11 protein-coding genes are annotated in these 14,378 nt (G+C 71.0%); 10 read left to right on the top strand and 1 reads right to left on the bottom strand.

The window, feature by feature from the left end; all coding sequences use genetic code 11:
* Nucleotides 1-162 precede the first annotated feature (162 nt).
* On the top strand, nucleotides 163-585 hold the full coding sequence (gene mscL / locus D1793_RS00120; RefSeq protein ID WP_119020344.1) for a large conductance mechanosensitive channel protein MscL: 423 nt from the start codon (nucleotides 163-165) through the stop codon (nucleotides 583-585).
* 73 nt (nucleotides 586-658) lie between these two features.
* Here mscL and D1793_RS19305 read toward each other — a convergent pair whose 3' ends face one another.
* Nucleotides 659-802, bottom strand: a complete 144-nt coding sequence (locus tag D1793_RS19305) for a hypothetical protein (protein WP_162899868.1) — start codon at nucleotides 800-802, stop codon at nucleotides 659-661.
* Nucleotides 803-1,085: 283 nt separating this feature from the next.
* Here D1793_RS19305 and D1793_RS00115 point away from each other — a divergent pair, with 283 nt between their 5' ends.
* From D1793_RS00115 to D1793_RS00075, 9 genes are all read left to right on the top strand, one after another.
* A complete protein-coding gene (locus D1793_RS00115; RefSeq protein ID WP_119020343.1) occupies nucleotides 1,086-2,528 on the top strand; it encodes an MBL fold metallo-hydrolase in 1,443 nt (480 codons plus the stop codon).
* 11 nt (nucleotides 2,529-2,539) lie between these two features.
* Nucleotides 2,540-2,971, top strand: coding sequence for a low molecular weight protein-tyrosine-phosphatase (locus D1793_RS00110; protein ID WP_119020342.1), 432 nt, complete (start codon nucleotides 2,540-2,542; stop codon nucleotides 2,969-2,971).
* A 43-nt stretch (nucleotides 2,972-3,014) separates the two neighbouring features.
* Nucleotides 3,015-4,283, top strand: coding sequence for an O-antigen ligase family protein (locus D1793_RS00105; RefSeq protein ID WP_162899867.1), 1,269 nt, complete (start codon nucleotides 3,015-3,017; stop codon nucleotides 4,281-4,283).
* A 34-nt stretch (nucleotides 4,284-4,317) separates the two neighbouring features.
* Nucleotides 4,318-6,777, top strand: coding sequence for an ATP-binding protein (locus D1793_RS00100; protein WP_240407742.1), 2,460 nt, complete (start codon nucleotides 4,318-4,320; stop codon nucleotides 6,775-6,777).
* The gene (locus D1793_RS00095) at nucleotides 6,770-7,525 is read left to right on the top strand and encodes a universal stress protein (RefSeq protein ID WP_162899866.1); all 756 of its coding nucleotides are present in this window, start codon (nucleotides 6,770-6,772) and stop codon (nucleotides 7,523-7,525) included. Before D1793_RS00100 ends, D1793_RS00095 begins: the two co-directional genes overlap by 8 nt.
* A 188-nt stretch (nucleotides 7,526-7,713) precedes the next feature.
* On the top strand, nucleotides 7,714-9,135 hold the full coding sequence (locus D1793_RS00090) for an MATE family efflux transporter (RefSeq protein WP_240407741.1): 1,422 nt from the start codon (nucleotides 7,714-7,716) through the stop codon (nucleotides 9,133-9,135).
* Nucleotides 9,136-9,260: 125 nt separating this feature from the next.
* Nucleotides 9,261-9,725, top strand: a complete 465-nt coding sequence (locus D1793_RS00085; protein WP_119020337.1) for a DUF1289 domain-containing protein — start codon at nucleotides 9,261-9,263, stop codon at nucleotides 9,723-9,725.
* Nucleotides 9,716-10,360, top strand: coding sequence for a tRNA-(ms[2]io[6]A)-hydroxylase (locus tag D1793_RS00080; protein ID WP_119020336.1), 645 nt, complete (start codon nucleotides 9,716-9,718; stop codon nucleotides 10,358-10,360). Before D1793_RS00085 ends, D1793_RS00080 begins: the two co-directional genes overlap by 10 nt.
* Nucleotides 10,361-10,390: 30 nt before the next feature.
* Nucleotides 10,391-14,314: an AAA family ATPase gene (locus D1793_RS00075; RefSeq protein WP_119020335.1), complete on the top strand. Its 3,924-nt coding sequence runs from the start codon at nucleotides 10,391-10,393 to the stop codon at nucleotides 14,312-14,314.
* Nucleotides 14,315-14,378: the final 64 nt, after the last annotated feature.

Genomic DNA, 14,378 nt, shown 5'->3' with positions numbered 1-14,378 from the left:
CAGGCACCGAGCAGGCCGCCGATCCCCGATCGGCGGCCTGCTGCGTTTGGCCATTTCTCACCATGAACCCGAACTACACTTCATTCGACCGGCCTGGCCGGTACCGGCGCCGTGGGCGCCGGAGGACGATGGTCTTGTCCATGGTTCGGGGAGGGCGAAGCGATGTTCAAGGAGTTCAAGGAATTTGCCGTGCGCGGCAACGTGGTGGACATGGCGGTGGGCATCATCATCGGCGGGGCCTTCGGGACCATCGTCTCGAGCCTGGTCAATGACGTGCTGATGCCGCCGATCGGGCTCTTGATGGGCGGCGTCGACTTCTCCGACATCTTCCTGGTGCTCAAGGGCGAGGGGCCCTATGCGACCCTGGCCGACGCCACGGCGGCGGGGGCGGTGACCATCAACGTCGGGGTGTTCGTCAACAACGTGATCAGCTTCCTGATCGTGGCCTTTGCGGTGTTCATGCTGGTGAAGGGCATCAACCGCCTGCGCCGCCAGCAGGCCGAGGCGCCCGCGGAGCCCGCCGCCCCGCCGGAGGATATCCTGCTGCTGCGCGAGATCCGCGACAGCCTGGCGCGAAAGGAGTGATCCCATGCGCCACAACGAGTGCGCCGCGGCAATTGCCGCGGCGCTGCTCTGTTGATGGTCCGCCTGACGTCGATCAGGCGCCGGCCTTGGGCAGCCTGGCGAGCGGGCGGCTCCAGATGGTCAGGAAGCGCTCGGTGTTGGCGCTGCGCTGCTCGCTCTCGCGCTTGGCGCGGGGGAGGGGCTGGTCCCATATGGTGGGGATGCGCTCGGTGGTCATGGGGAAACCTCCTGGGGTCTCAATTTTCGGAAAGTATTTCCACATATACTATCTGCGACCAAGGTCGTAGGCAAGCATATGTGAAAAATATTTCTAAAAAAGCGCCTCCTCCCTGGGCCGCCCCGCAAAGCGTGGCTCCCACCAGTAGCAACAGCCTTGGTAGGAGATCGGCTCCGCCGGCGGTTCGACGCTTCGACGAATGGCGGCGAAGCCGCCCGGCGGGGTTGCCGAACGCTGCAGCGGCTATAGTGAAACGACGACCCTCGGCAGGGAGGCCGTGCGCATGACCCCCTATCCACTGCTCCTCCATCACGGCGGCGCCAGCGGCGTGACCGGCAGCTGCCATCGGCTGCAGATCGCCGAGGACCGCGCCCTGCTGGTCGATTGCGGGCTCTTCCAGGGCCAGGACGCCGATCGGCTCGACGGCTTCGAGCAGCTCCAGGTGCGCTTCCCGGTGGAGGACGTGCTGGCGCTGGTGGTCACCCACGTGCATATCGACCATATCGGCCGGCTGCCCTACCTGCTGGCGGCGGGGTGGCGGGGGCCGATCCTCTGCTCGCTGCCCTCACGCCGGCTGCTGCCGCTGGTGATCGAGGATGCCCTGAAGATCGGCTTCACCCGCGACCGGGCGCTGATCGAGCGCTTCCTGGCCGAGGTGGAGGGGCGCCTGGTGGCGCTGGACTACGGCGACTGGCACACCCTGGTCGACGATGCCCGCCACCGGGTGCGCGTCAGGCTCAAGCGCGCCGGGCATATCCTCGGCTCCGCCTACGTGGAGGTGGACACCCTCGAGCGGGCCAGCGGCCGCGCCCACCGCACCCTCTTCTCCGGCGACCTGGGCGCCCCCCATGCGCCGCTGCTGCCCGCACCGAAGCCGCCCTGGCGCTGCGACACCCTGGTGCTGGAGAGCACCTACGGCGACCGCGAACACGAGGATCGCCGCCACCGGCGCGGCCGGCTCAAGGCCGCCATCGATCGGGCGCTGGCCAATGGCGGCAGCGTGGTGATCCCCGCCTTCAGCATCGGCCGTACCCAGGAGTTGCTCTACGAGCTGGAGACCCTGATCCACCAGGCGAAAAGTGCGCGCTGGCGGTCGCTGGAGATCATCGTCGATTCGCCCCTGGCGGCGCGCTTCACCGAGGTCTACCGCGAGCTCAAGCCGTGGTGGGACGCCGAGGCCCACCGGCGGCTGCGGGCGGGGCGCCACCCGCTCAGCTTCGAGAACCTTTATACCGTTAGCTCCCACGAGGAGCACGAGCGCACCCTGGCCTATCTGGCCGAGAGCGGCCGGCCGGCGGTGGTGATCGCCGCCAGCGGCATGGTCAGCGGCGGGCGGGTGGTCAACTACCTCAAGCGGATGCTCCCCGACGAGCGCCACTGCGTGCTCTTCACCGGCTACCAGGGCAGCGGCACTCCGGGGCGCGATATCCAGCGCTACGGGCCCCGCGGCGGCTGGGTGGAGCTGGATGGCGAGCGCATCGACATCCGCGCCCGGGTGGAGACTGTCTCCGGCTACTCGGCCCACGCCGATCGCCGCGACCTGCTCAACTTCGTGCGCCGCATGCGCGAGCCGCCCCGGCATATCCGCCTGGTGCACGGCGAGGCCGAGGCCCAGCGCGCCCTGCGCGAGACCCTGCTGGCCTGGGCCCGGGAGGCCGGCCATCCCCTGGAGGTGACGCTGGGCAGCGAGTGCCCGGTTGCCGCCCCCGAGGGGGAGAGCGCCTGAGGGAGGGCGGCATGTTCCAGCGCATCCTGGTGGTCTGTACCGGCAATATCTGCCGCAGCCCGGTGGCGGCGGCGATGCTTCGCGCCCGCCTGCCGGGGCGGGAGGTGAGCTCCGCCGGCCTCGGTGCCCTGGTGGGGCATGGCGTGGAGCCCAGCGCCGCCCGCCTGGCCGAGATTGAGGGGCTCATGATGGCGGGGCATCGGGCCCGCCAGCTCACGACCGAGCTGCTGGCCGAGGCGGACCTGGTGCTGGTGATGAGCGAGGGGCAGCGCCGCGCCGTGGCGGATCTCGTTCCCGCCGCGCTCGGCAAGACCCTGCTGCTGGGGCACTGGCTGCCCGGGGCGCGGGAGATTCCAGACCCCTACCGCCAGTCCGAGGAGATGTTTGCTTTGGTGCACCAGCGCCTGCGCGATGCCGTGGACGCCTGGGTGTCGCGGCTATGAGCCGAGGCGGACGCCTGCGCCTGGCACGCCGAGGCGCCATGCGGTGAGCCTTTCCCTCTGCTGGCGCGCCCTTGCCGTGGGGCTGCTGTTGGCCGGCCCCCTGCTGCTGCCACAAGGGCACTGGCTGGCGATCGGCCTACTTGCCGTGGTGGGCGTGGTTCGCTGGCAGGCGGGGAGGGCAGAGGGGTCAGGTAAGCGCCAGGACGCGCCCCTCCTGCTGATGCTGCTGACGCTGGCCGCGGCGCTGGTCGTCTCGGGCCTCTGGCACGGCGGGCTCTCCCGGGTATGGCCAGTCGTGCTGATGGCGCTCTGTTGCATATTGGCGCTGCGCGGCCTTCATGCCTTGCGACCGAGAATTACCTGGCTGTGGGGCGGCCTGGTGCTGGCCGGGGTGGGCAGCGGCGTCACCGGCGCCTGGCTGCGCTGGGAGGAAGGACATGGTCGGGTGCGGGGGCTGTGGGAGGTCAACGCCATCCTTTACGGCAATATCGCCCTGCTGGCCGGTCTGCTCTGCCTGGCGGGGTTGTGCTGGGCCTGGCGCCGGCCGCGCCGCACCCTGTGGCTCTCATTTCTTGCCGCCGGTGCCCTGGGAGGGCTGCTCGCCTCGGCGGTATCGGGCTCCCGCGGCGGCTGGCTGGCGCTGCCGCTCGCGGCCGGCGTGTTCGCCGCGGCGGTGCCGCGCCGCGCCTGGCGGCTGCGCCATGCGGGCATCGTCGCCCTCCTCGTGCTGCTGCTCGCCGGCCTCTACGCCTGGCCGGGCACCGGGGTCCAGCGGCGGGTCGGGCTCGCCCTGAAGGAGGTCGCCGCCTACCGGGCGGGGGAGTCCACCGGCTCGGTGGGGGCGCGCCTTGAGATGTACCGGGGCGCTGCGTGGCTGATCGCCGAGCGTCCGCTGCCGGGGGTGGGGCCCACCGGCTATCGCCCGGCCATGCAGGCGCTGGTGGCGCAGGGGCGCCTGCCCGAGGGCAGCGAGCGCTTCTGGCACGCCCATCACGATCTGCTGGATGCCTGGGTCCGCCACGGCCTGCTGGGGCTTATCGCGGTGCTGCTGGCCTACGCAGTGCCGCTCTGGCGCTTCCTGCCCGGCCTGCGCGCGCCGGACCCCACTCGCCGCGCGCTCTGCGTGGCGGGCACGCTGCTGCCAATCTGCTATCTGGCCTTCGGCATGAGCTATACGCTGCTGGCCTATCCCCTCGGTGTGGCCGTCTACGGCGGCTGGCTGGCGCTGCTCTGGGTGCAGCTGGCCGTTCTTGACGCCGCTGCCCCTCGACCGCCGCCCCTATATGCGTCATCTTTGAAGCAAGCGAAGTAATGTGACGAACGCGAACTCAGGCAGGCGGGCTGAGATGCCGCAAACGAACAGGGAGAGGGTGATGGTCGAGGCGCTGACGGTTTCCGAGGTCTACCGGGCCTGCCCGGAGGAGGCCTTTTCCTTCGAGGTGACCAGCGAGCTTCCCTCGCTGGACCTGCTGAGCGGCCACGACCGCGCGCGGGAGGCGCTGGACTTCGGCACCGCGATCAGAAGCGATGGCTTCAACCTCTTCGTGCTCGGCCAGCCGGGACACGGCATGCACAGCCTGGTGGGGCACTTCCTGGAGGAGCGCTCCCGGGACGAGCCGCCGCCGCCGGACTGGGGCTACGTCTACAATTTTGACGACCCCTCGGTGCCGCTCTACCTGCAGCTGCCGCCGGGGCTGGGCCGCCAGCTGCGCCGCGACATCGAGGCGCTGGTGGACGAGCTGCGCGGGGCCATCCCGGCAGTGTTCGAGAGCGAGGAGTACCAGAACCGTCTGCAGGAGCTGAAGCAGGCCATGGGCGAGCGCCAGCGCGACGCCATCGAGGCGGTGCGCCGCGAATCCCGCGAGCAGGGGGTGCTGCTACTCTCCACCCCCAACGGCTTCACCTTCGCCCCGGCGGGCGACGACGACAAGATGATGTCGCCAGAGGAGTACGAGAAGCTGCCGAAGGAGGAACGCGAGCGCATCGAGCACACGGTGGAGATCCTCCAGCGCAAGCTCACCCAGGCGATCCGCCGCATGCCGAAGCTCGCCAAGGAGCTGCGCGACCAGATCGCGGGTCTCAACGAGGAGGTGTTGCAGACCGCCATCGGCGCGCCCCTGGCGGAGCTCGAGGAGCGCTACGCCGACGAGGAGGGGGTGATCGCCCACCTCGCCGCCATCCGCGAGGCGATCGTCCAGCACGTCGACTCCTTCATCGCCGACGACGCCGATATCCCTCCCGAGGCGGTGTTCAGCCGCTTCCACCTCAACCTGCTGGTGGACAACGCCGACACTGAGGGCGCCCCGGTGATCTACCTGGACCTGCCGGGCCACCAGCATCTGGTGGGGCGCATCGAGCACCACGTGCACAACGGCACCCTGCTCACCGACTTCTCGCTGATCCGCGCCGGGGCCCTGCACCGCGCCAACGGCGGCTACCTGGTGCTGGACGTGCGCGGCGTGCTCACCCAGCCTGGCGCCTGGGAGACCCTCAAGAGGGTGCTGCGCGCGGGGGAGATCCGCACCGAATCCCTGGAGCAGGCCTACGGCCTGATCAGCACGGTGAGCCTGGAGCCCCAGCCGATTCCGCTCGACGTGAAGATCGTGCTGCTGGGCGAGCGGCTGCTCTACTACCTGCTGTGCGAGCACGACCCGGAGTTCCTGGAGCTGTTCAAGGTGCAGGTGGACCTCGAGGACGAGCTGCCGCGCAGCGAGGCCAACCTGGCCCTCTACGCCCACATGGTGGCAACCCTGGCCCGGGAGGCCGCCCTGCGCCCGCTGGATCGCAGTGGGGTGGCGGCCACCATCGAACGCGCCAGCCGGCTGGCCGACGACCAGCAGCGCCTCACCGCCCGCCACCGCGACCTGAGCGACCTGCTCCAGGAGGCCGACCACTGGGCGGCCATGCAGGACGCCACGGTGATCACCCGCGCTCACGTGGAGAAGGCGGTGGCCCAGCAGCTCTACCGCGCCGGGCGCATCCGCGAGCGCAGCCTCGAGCAGATCAACCGCGGCACGGTGATGATCGCCACCGAAGGCCAGGCCGTGGGGCAGGTCAATGGCCTCTCGGTGCTGGCCCTGGGCGACTTTGCCTTCGGCCAGCCGACCCGCATTACTGCAACGGCGCGCCCCGGCGCCGGTCAGGTGGTGGATATCGAGCGCGAGGCGCGCTTGGGCGGGCGCATTCACACCAAGGCGGTGATGATCCTGTCGCGCTTCCTGGCCGGCCGCTACGCCCCGGATGCGCCGCTGTCGCTCTCGGCGAGCCTCGCCTTCGAGCAGTCCTACGGCGGCATCGAGGGCGACAGCGCCTCGGTGGCGGAGGTGTGCGCGCTGGTCTCGGCCATCGGCCGGGTACCGCTCGACCAGCGCTTTGCCGTTACCGGCTCCATCAACCAGCACGGCGAGGTGCAGGCGGTGGGCGGGGTCAACGAGAAGATCGAGGGCTTCTTCGACGTCTGCCGCGCCCGGGGCGAGCTCGGCGGCCAGGCGGTGATCCTGCCGGCCAGCAACGTCGAGTACCTGATGCTCAAGGCCGAGGTGCGCGAGGCCATGGCCGCGGGGAGCTTCCGCATCTTCGCCGTGCGCCACGTCGACGAGGCGCTGGCGCTGCTCACCGGCGAGGCGCCCGGTGAGCCCGACGAGAGCGGCCGGTTCCCGGAGCAGAGCGTCAACGGCCGGGTGCAGGCGCGCCTGGCGGCCTTCGCCGAGGCGATCAAGGCGGCCCGCGGGGCTGACGAAAAGGACCAGGCAAAGGTCGATGAGAATGCCGGCGACCAGAGAGAGGAGGGCGGCGGCAATGAGTGAGCGCAGCGAGGCGATGCGCGTGGTGGCGCTGCTGGACGACTCCCGTCAGAGCCAGGCGGCGCTGGCCGCGGCGGTGGCCCTGGCCGACCAGGTCAGCGCCGAGCTGGTGGCGCTGTTCATCGAGGACCTTGACCTGCTGAGCTGCGCGGCCTTCCCCTTCTCCTGCGAGGTGGGGGCCAGCACCGGCCTCTCCCGGCCGCTGCAGAGCGAGGCGCTGGAGGCGAGCCTGGCCCGCCAGCTGCAGCGCATCACTCGGGCCCTGGAGCAGGCGGTGGAGGGGCGAGAGCTGCGCCACCGCCTGCAGGTGAGCCGCGGCCAGGTGGTCAGCGAGGCCCTGGCCGCGGCCGCGCCCTGCGACGTGCTGGTGCTGGGCAAGGCGGGGCTCTCCTCGCGCTGGGGCTGGAGCTCGCGGCTTGGCTCCACCAGCCGCCGCCTGGTGCTGGAGGCCCCCTGCACGGTGATCATCTGGGACGAGCGCCACCCGCCGGCGCCCGGCCCACTGCGCTACCTGCGCGGCGAGGCCCCGACCCTGCCCTGGGGCGAGACCCTGGCCGAGGCCTCGCGCAGTCACCCGCTGTTTCGCGGCCGCGAGGAGCTCGCCCCCATGGCCGCCCCCGAGCTCGAACGCTTCCTCGCCCGCGCCCGCAGCGGCGCCCTGGTGATCAGCCGCCAGACCCTCACCCGCCTCTTCGCGGAGGACCCCGAGGTGCTCGCACGCATCCCCATACCGGTGGTGGTGGTGCCCTAGGCGGCTACGCCGCCATTCGTCGAGGCGTCGAACCGCGGGCGAAGCCCATCTCCCACCAGTAGCTCCAAGCCTTGGAGGTCAGGTTAACCACTGAGGCTGTAGCCACAACACCGCCGGTCCCTGGCGCCATTTCAACTCGCCGTCGAAACCGGGCACAATCCGCTGCTTGTTCCTCGTCGAGAGCGCGCATGTCCTCGCCTTCTGCTTCCGGTTCCGCCTCCCCCTCGGTTTCCCGCCGCCCGATGCGCCGGGAGCTGCTCGAGGGGCCAATCGCCACGACCCTGCTGCGCAAGACCCTGCCGGTCATCGGCGGCATGATCGCCATGATGAGCTTCAACCTGGTGGATACCTGGTTCATCGCCCGGCTCGGCACCGAGCCGCTGGCGGCGGTGTCGTTCACCTTTCCGGTGGTGTTCACGGTGATCAGCCTGGCCATCGGGCTCGGCATCGGTACCTCGGCGGTGGTGGCCCGCCGGCTGGGGCAGGGCGACCATGAGGCGGTGCGGCGTCGCGCCACCGATGCCGCCCTGCTGGCGCTGGCGGTGGGGCTGGCCATGACCCTGCTGGGCCTGGCCACCCTGGAGCCGATGTTCCGGCTGCTGGGCGCCGACGAGGCGCTGATGCCGCACATTCGCGACTACATGGGCATCTGGTACCTGGGGGCGGCGGCGGTGGTGGTGCCGCGGGTGTTCAACAGCATCCTGCGCGCCCACGGCAACACCGTCACCCAGGGGCTGATGATGGCGCTGGCCGCCGGGGTCAACGTGCTGCTCGACTGGTGGCTGATCTTCGGCGTCGGGCCCTTCCCGGCCATGGGGGTCTCCGGGGCGGCGCTGGCCACCGTGCTGAGCTGGGGACTGATGGCCGTGGCGTTGGCCTTCCAGCGCGAGCTGCGTGGCCTGATCGACCTGGCCGGGCTCACGCTCTCTGGCCTTGCGGACTCCTGGCGGGAGCTTGGCCGCATCGCCGGGCCTGCCGCACTCACCAGCGTCTTCACGCCGATCTCCATGGGGCTTTTGACCCGCATCATCGCCGACCATGGCCATGACGCCGTGGCCGGCTTCGGCGTCGGCACCCGCATCGACGCCATCGCCCAGATCGCCGTGCTGGGGCTCTCCATGACGCTCTCGCCGCTGGTCAGCCAGAACGCCGGCGCCGGGCAGTTCGACCGGGTGCGTCGGGCGATCCTCGGCAGCTTCGCCTTCGTGGTGGCCTGGCAGCTGCTGGTGTGGCTGGCGCTGCAGGGGCTCGCCCCCTGGCTGGTGGCGGGCTACGCCGAGCGCCAGGCGGTGGGGGAGGTGCTGCGCGCCTTCCTGTGGCTGGTGCCGCTGGGGCTGGGCGCCCAGGGGGTGGTGATCCTGGCGGTCTCCTCCTGCAACGCCCTGCATCGCCCCGCCTGGGCCATGCGCCTCTCGGTGGTGCGCCTCTTCGCGCTGACCGTGCCGCTGGCCTGGCTGGGCGGGCGGTTGGCCGGCACCACCGGGGTCTTCGCCGGCATGCTGGCCGCGAACCTCGCGATGGGGCTGATCGCCTGGTGGCAGATCCGCCGGCTGCTGCGTGAGGTCGCGACCCCCGACTCGGCCGCGGAGTCAAGCACCACCAAGGGCTAGGAGCGGGCGGCTGTTTCAAACACTCATTTCGCGTTACTATCTCGTCCGACTATCAACGCTGCATTCAACGAGAGGGAAGGCGGTGGGATGGCAGACCTTGGGAGCACGACCTTGAGAGAACGAGCGTGAGCGCCATCGCGTCGCCCTGCGTGGGGCTCTGTTCCACCACCCTGGGGGATCGCACCTGCCGCGGGTGCCAGCGCAGCGATGCGGAGATCCGCGACTGGTTCGCCCTGGCGGGCGACGAGCGCGCCGCCCGCATGGCCGAGCTCGATGCCCTGCGCGAGGCCGTGGCCGGTCGCTACCTGCGCCTGGTGGATGCCGCCGCGCTGGAGGCCCAGCTCAAGCGCCACCGCATCCGCTTCCGGGCGGATCAGCCGGGGCTGTCGCGGGCGGTGGAGCTTCTCAGGGTCGGCCGCGAGCGGATCCAGGAGCTCGCCCGCTATGGTCTCGCGCCGACCGGGCCGGGCGAGGGCCTTCCCGCCGCCGAGCTCCATGCGCGCCTGGCGGCCGAGCTGCAGGCCGCCGCCGAGGCCCGCCGCCTTACCCCCTTACCTGACCGTTCCGCCGAGAGCCCTTCATGTCCGTGACACTGCCCGAGCCCGTCCGCGCCAGCGCCGACGACCTGCTGTCCGCCGAGCTGCTCGACTTCCTGCACTGCCGCACCCCGGATGCCTGGGTGGCCTGGGCGCTGGAGAACCCCGAGCTCTTGCTGATCGACCACGCCCAGTGCGAGAAGAAGGCCGCCTCCACGGCCATGAGCCTGCTCTACCGCTACGTGGACCAGCCGCTGCTGCTCACCAAGATGAGCCAGCTGGCCCGGGAGGAGCTCTTGCACTTCGAGCAGGTGGTGACCCTGATGGAGAGCCGCGGCATTCCCTATCGGCATATCTCGGCCTCGCGCTATGCCGAGGGGCTGCGCCGCCACGTGCAAGCGGAGGAGCCGAACCGGCTGGTGGACATCCTGATCATCGGCGCCTTTATCGAGGCGCGCAGCTGCGAGCGGTTCGCGCGGCTGATCCCCCACCTGGACCCCGAGCTTGCCAAGTTCTATCGCACTCTGGTTAAGTCGGAAGGGCGCCACTACGAGGACTACCTGATGCTGGCCCGCCACCTGGCCGCATCGCCCATCGAGTCCCGGATTGCCTTCTTCGCCGATCGCGAAGCCGAGCTGGTGCAGACGCCCGACACGGCGTTCCGTTTTCACAGTGGCGTGCCGGCGTAAGACCGGCCCCATGCTACGCAGGACGACATGATGCGAGATGCACCCGACGCAACCGATACCCCACAAACGGATCGGCTCGCCCTCTTCGGCCACTTCTCGCTTACCCTCGGCGAGGATGTGCTGACCCAGTTCAGCTACGACAAGGTCAAGGCGCTGCTGGTCTACCTGCTGCTGCACAGCCAGCCGGTGAGCCGCGCCGCCCTGGCGGAGCTGCTGTGGCCCGACCAGGGGCTCTCCTCCGGGCGCACCAACCTGCGCCACGCGCTGCACTGCCTGCGCCAGTCGCTGGGAGAGCACGCCGACGAGGTGCTCGCCGTCTCGCGTCAGACCATTGCCTTCCGCCTGCCAAGCCGCTGGCAGTTCGATCTTCACGAGGTGCAGCGCCGCCTCGACGGCGAGCGTGACCTGCCGACCCTGGCCGCGCTGCTCGACCACTACCAGGGCGATCTTGCCGAGGAGCTGCAGCTCAACAACTGCGGCGACTTCCAGCGCTGGCTGGTGCAGGTGCGCAACGACTGGCGCCAGCGGGTGATCCGTTTCGCCGAATCGGTGCTCGAGCAGCACGACAGCGTGCCTGACCGCCTGCTGGTGGATCTGGTCAACCGCTTCTCGGGCTATGGGCCCTTCCACGAGAAGCTGGTCCGCCAGCTCGCCGAGCAGGGCCAGCTGGCCGCCGCGCACGAGCAGTACAACGCCTACCTGCAGCTGCTGGCGCTCTCCGGCCAGCAGCCCGAGCCCGCCTTCCTCCAGCTGGCCCGCTACTGGTCCGACTCCCATGCCGACGCGGCCGCTGCCGGTGGGCTCGGCTTCGCCCGCACCCTGGCGCCGGACAGCGCGCCGCTGCGCGAGGAGGAGATCGAGCAGCGCCAGCTCTCGGTGATGGCCATTCGCCTGCGCCTGAAGGGCGATCTCTCCAGCCGCCCGGCCAGCCGCGACTGCCTGATGCTGCAGGTCGAGCTGCTGCGCTGGCTGGAGGAGCAGTGCCACCACCTGGGCGGTTTCTGGCTGCCCGGCGCCACCGGCGGCCTGGGCCTGGCCTGCTTCGGCACCCATGGCCCGGCCCACCAGCTCGCCGAGCTGGTGGCGCTCTACGAACACTGCCGGCGCATGCTCCCCGAGGAGAGCCGCCGCCACTGGAGTGGCGAGGGCGAACCGCCCCGGGTGGAGCTGGCCGCCGGCCTCAACAGCGGGCGGGTGATCTACCTGCCGGAGCGCGGCCTGGTCGACCCGCTGGGCCAGGTCACCCAGGGCTCGCTCGAGCTGATGGCCGCCGCCGAGGGCAGCGAGCTGGTCATCTCCCAGGAGGCGAGCCAGCATATGCCGCCGGCCCTGGACCTGCAGCCGCGGCTGAGTTCCCGCCTGGTGGCCAGCGACGGCCGGGTTCGCCTGCGCGCGCTGGTGCTCGGCGCGAATGAGGGTGGCCGCGAGGCGCTGCCGCCCAGCCTGGTGGGTCGCGAGACCCAGCTGCGCACCCTGCGCGACGCCCTGGCCCGGGCCGGCATCGGCCTGCGCCAGAGTCTGCTGGTGCGCGGCCCCTCCGGCATGGGCAAGTCGGCGCTGATGGTCGGCTTCCGCCAGCTCGAGCAGAGCCGCGACGCCGCCATCTGCTGGCAGCCCACCACCCGGCTCTCGGTGCAGGAGCCCTACGGCGTGGCCCGCCAGCTGCTGCGCTGGCGCCTGAATGGCCCGATCACCCCCGAGGCCCTGGCCGAACTGCGCGAGACCCTCGGGCTTGCCGAGCTCGACGCCTCCCGCCAGCAGCTGCTGGAGGAGGCCCTGGGCGCCCGGGAGCCCCGCGAGGTGGCCCTGCTCACCCAGAGCGGTGAGGCGGTGGAGCTGGTGGTGGGGCTGCTGCAGCGCCTGATCACGGCCTTTGCCGCCGAGCGCACCCTGGTGCTGATGATCGACGACCTGCAGTGGCTCGACGAGCCCAGCTTCAAGCTGCTGGCCGGCCTGCAGGCGCGCCTGCCGATCAACTGCGCCTTCATGCTGGTGGCCAGCCGCCACGGCCGCGAGGGTCTGCCGGCGCGGCTGCACTGGGACCAGCAGATCACCCTGGGACGGCTCGACGCCATGCAGTCCTCGCGGCTGCTCTCCCAGCTCGCCCGCCGCTACCGCATTCACCTGAGCCCGCGGCTGCGCGGCCAGATCATCGAACGCTGCGACGGCGTGCCGCTCTACCTGCAGGAGATCTGCCGGCGGGTCGACATGGACCGCCGCGAGGGGCGCAGCGTGCACCTGGACGAGCTGCCCCACGGCCTGCTCGGCCTGCTCGGCAGCCGTATCGACCAGCTCGACGCCGACCGCGAGGTGGCCCACGCCGCGGCGGTGCTGGGCCGGCGCTTCCGCTTCGACTTCCTGGCCGAGTGCAGCGGCTGGGAGAAGCTGCGCCTCGGCCAGGCCCTCGAGCAGATGCGCCGCCTGGAGATCATCGAGCCGGTGGAGGGCGACGACGACGGCCGCGAATACCAGTTCACTCACCAGCTGCTGCAGGAGGCCGCCTACCTCTCCTGCCCGCGGGACGTGCGCACGGCCATCCACCGCCAGGTGGTGGAGCTGATCGAGGAGCGCTTCCCGATGTGGATCAGCCGCCACCCGGGGGACTTCGCCACCCACCTGCGGCGCAGCGGCCACTACGCCCGGGGTGCGCGCTACTACGAGCTGGCCGCCCGCGAGGCGCTCAAGGTGAGCGCCAACCGCACCGCGCTGAAGATGGCCGATCTCGGCCTGGTCTGCCTGCGCCAGGTGGAGGACCGGCTCGAGCGCGAGGTGAGCCTGCTGACCGTGCGCGGCCAGGCCGCCTTCGCCCTGGAGGGTCACGGCTCGCCCACCGCCCACGAGAGCTTCGTGCGCGCCCGCGACCTGCTGCGCCAGGTCAAGGAGCGGGACGGGGAGGAGGGCGAGCCCGCCGACCTGGAGCAGGCCTTCCTGGTCAAGTGGGGCCTGTGGGTGGGGTGCAGCCAGCGCCACGCCCACGCCGACGCCTTCCACCTCGCATCGAAGCTCGCCGGCCTGGCCGAGCGCATGGAGGACCCGCGCTACCGCCGCCTGGCCGAGTATGCCCGGGCCAGCTGTGAGTACTGGGCCGGGCGCATCCAGCGCGCCTATGATCACCTGGAGGAGATCAACCCCCTCGAATCACCGATGATGATCGAGTGGCTGCCCTTCTCCGACCATCCTCAGGTGGCCGCGGCCTGCTTCCAGGGCTGGGCGCTCTGCCTGCGCGGCGACTACCGTCGCGCCGAGACCCAGGTAGAATCCGCCATCCGCCTCGCCGAGCGGATCGGCCACCCCGGCAGCCTGGCCATGGCGCTGATGTACGCCGCCTCTCTCTATCGTCAGCTCGGCCACGTGCACCTGGCCGCCACTCGCGCCGAGCGCGCCTATGAGCTCACCGGCAGCCAGGATCTGCACCTGTGGCAGATGTCCGCCCGCGGCGTGCTCGGTTGGCAGCGCGCCATGGCCGGCGACCGCGAGGGCCTCACCCAGGTGGAGCAGGCCCAGGAGGAGCTGATCGAGCTCACCGGCCGCGACCCCTACAGCCGCCCCTCGCTGTGGTATGTGGACGCCTGCGTCGCGCTGGGGGAGTTCGGCCGCGCCGAGGACTACCTGGACCAGGCGCTGCTGCTCGCCCGGGAGAAGACCACGCTCTTCGTGCCCGAGCTCGCCGTGCACCTGGCCCGGGTGCGCCACCGCCTCGGCCACCCGCGGGAGGAGATCATCGCGCTGATCGAGCTCGCCCAGCAGCAGGCCCGCGAGGACGGCAACCTGCACCAGCAGATCAACGGCCTGGAGCTGTGGCTCACCCTGATCGACCCCGCCGACGACAAGGCCCGCCAGGAGCTGCGCCGCCTGCTCGCCGAGGTCAACCACTCCGACGCCCCGATCATCGCCCGCTGGAGAAGCCTGCTAGATCGCGCCCTGCCACACCCCGCCAACGCCGACGCCCTGTAGGGCGTCGGGTTGGGAGAGGGGGAAGGGGGTTGTGGGAGCTGGGCTTTACCCGGCGAATGGAGGC

Origin of the sequence: Halomonas sp. JS92-SW72 (genome assembly GCF_003547075.1) — a bacterium.
Classification (GTDB): Bacteria; Pseudomonadota; Gammaproteobacteria; order Pseudomonadales; family Halomonadaceae; genus Halomonas; species Halomonas alkalicola.
The sequence above is the reverse complement of the archived record's forward strand: the minus strand, read 5'-3'. Positions and strand labels throughout refer to the sequence as shown.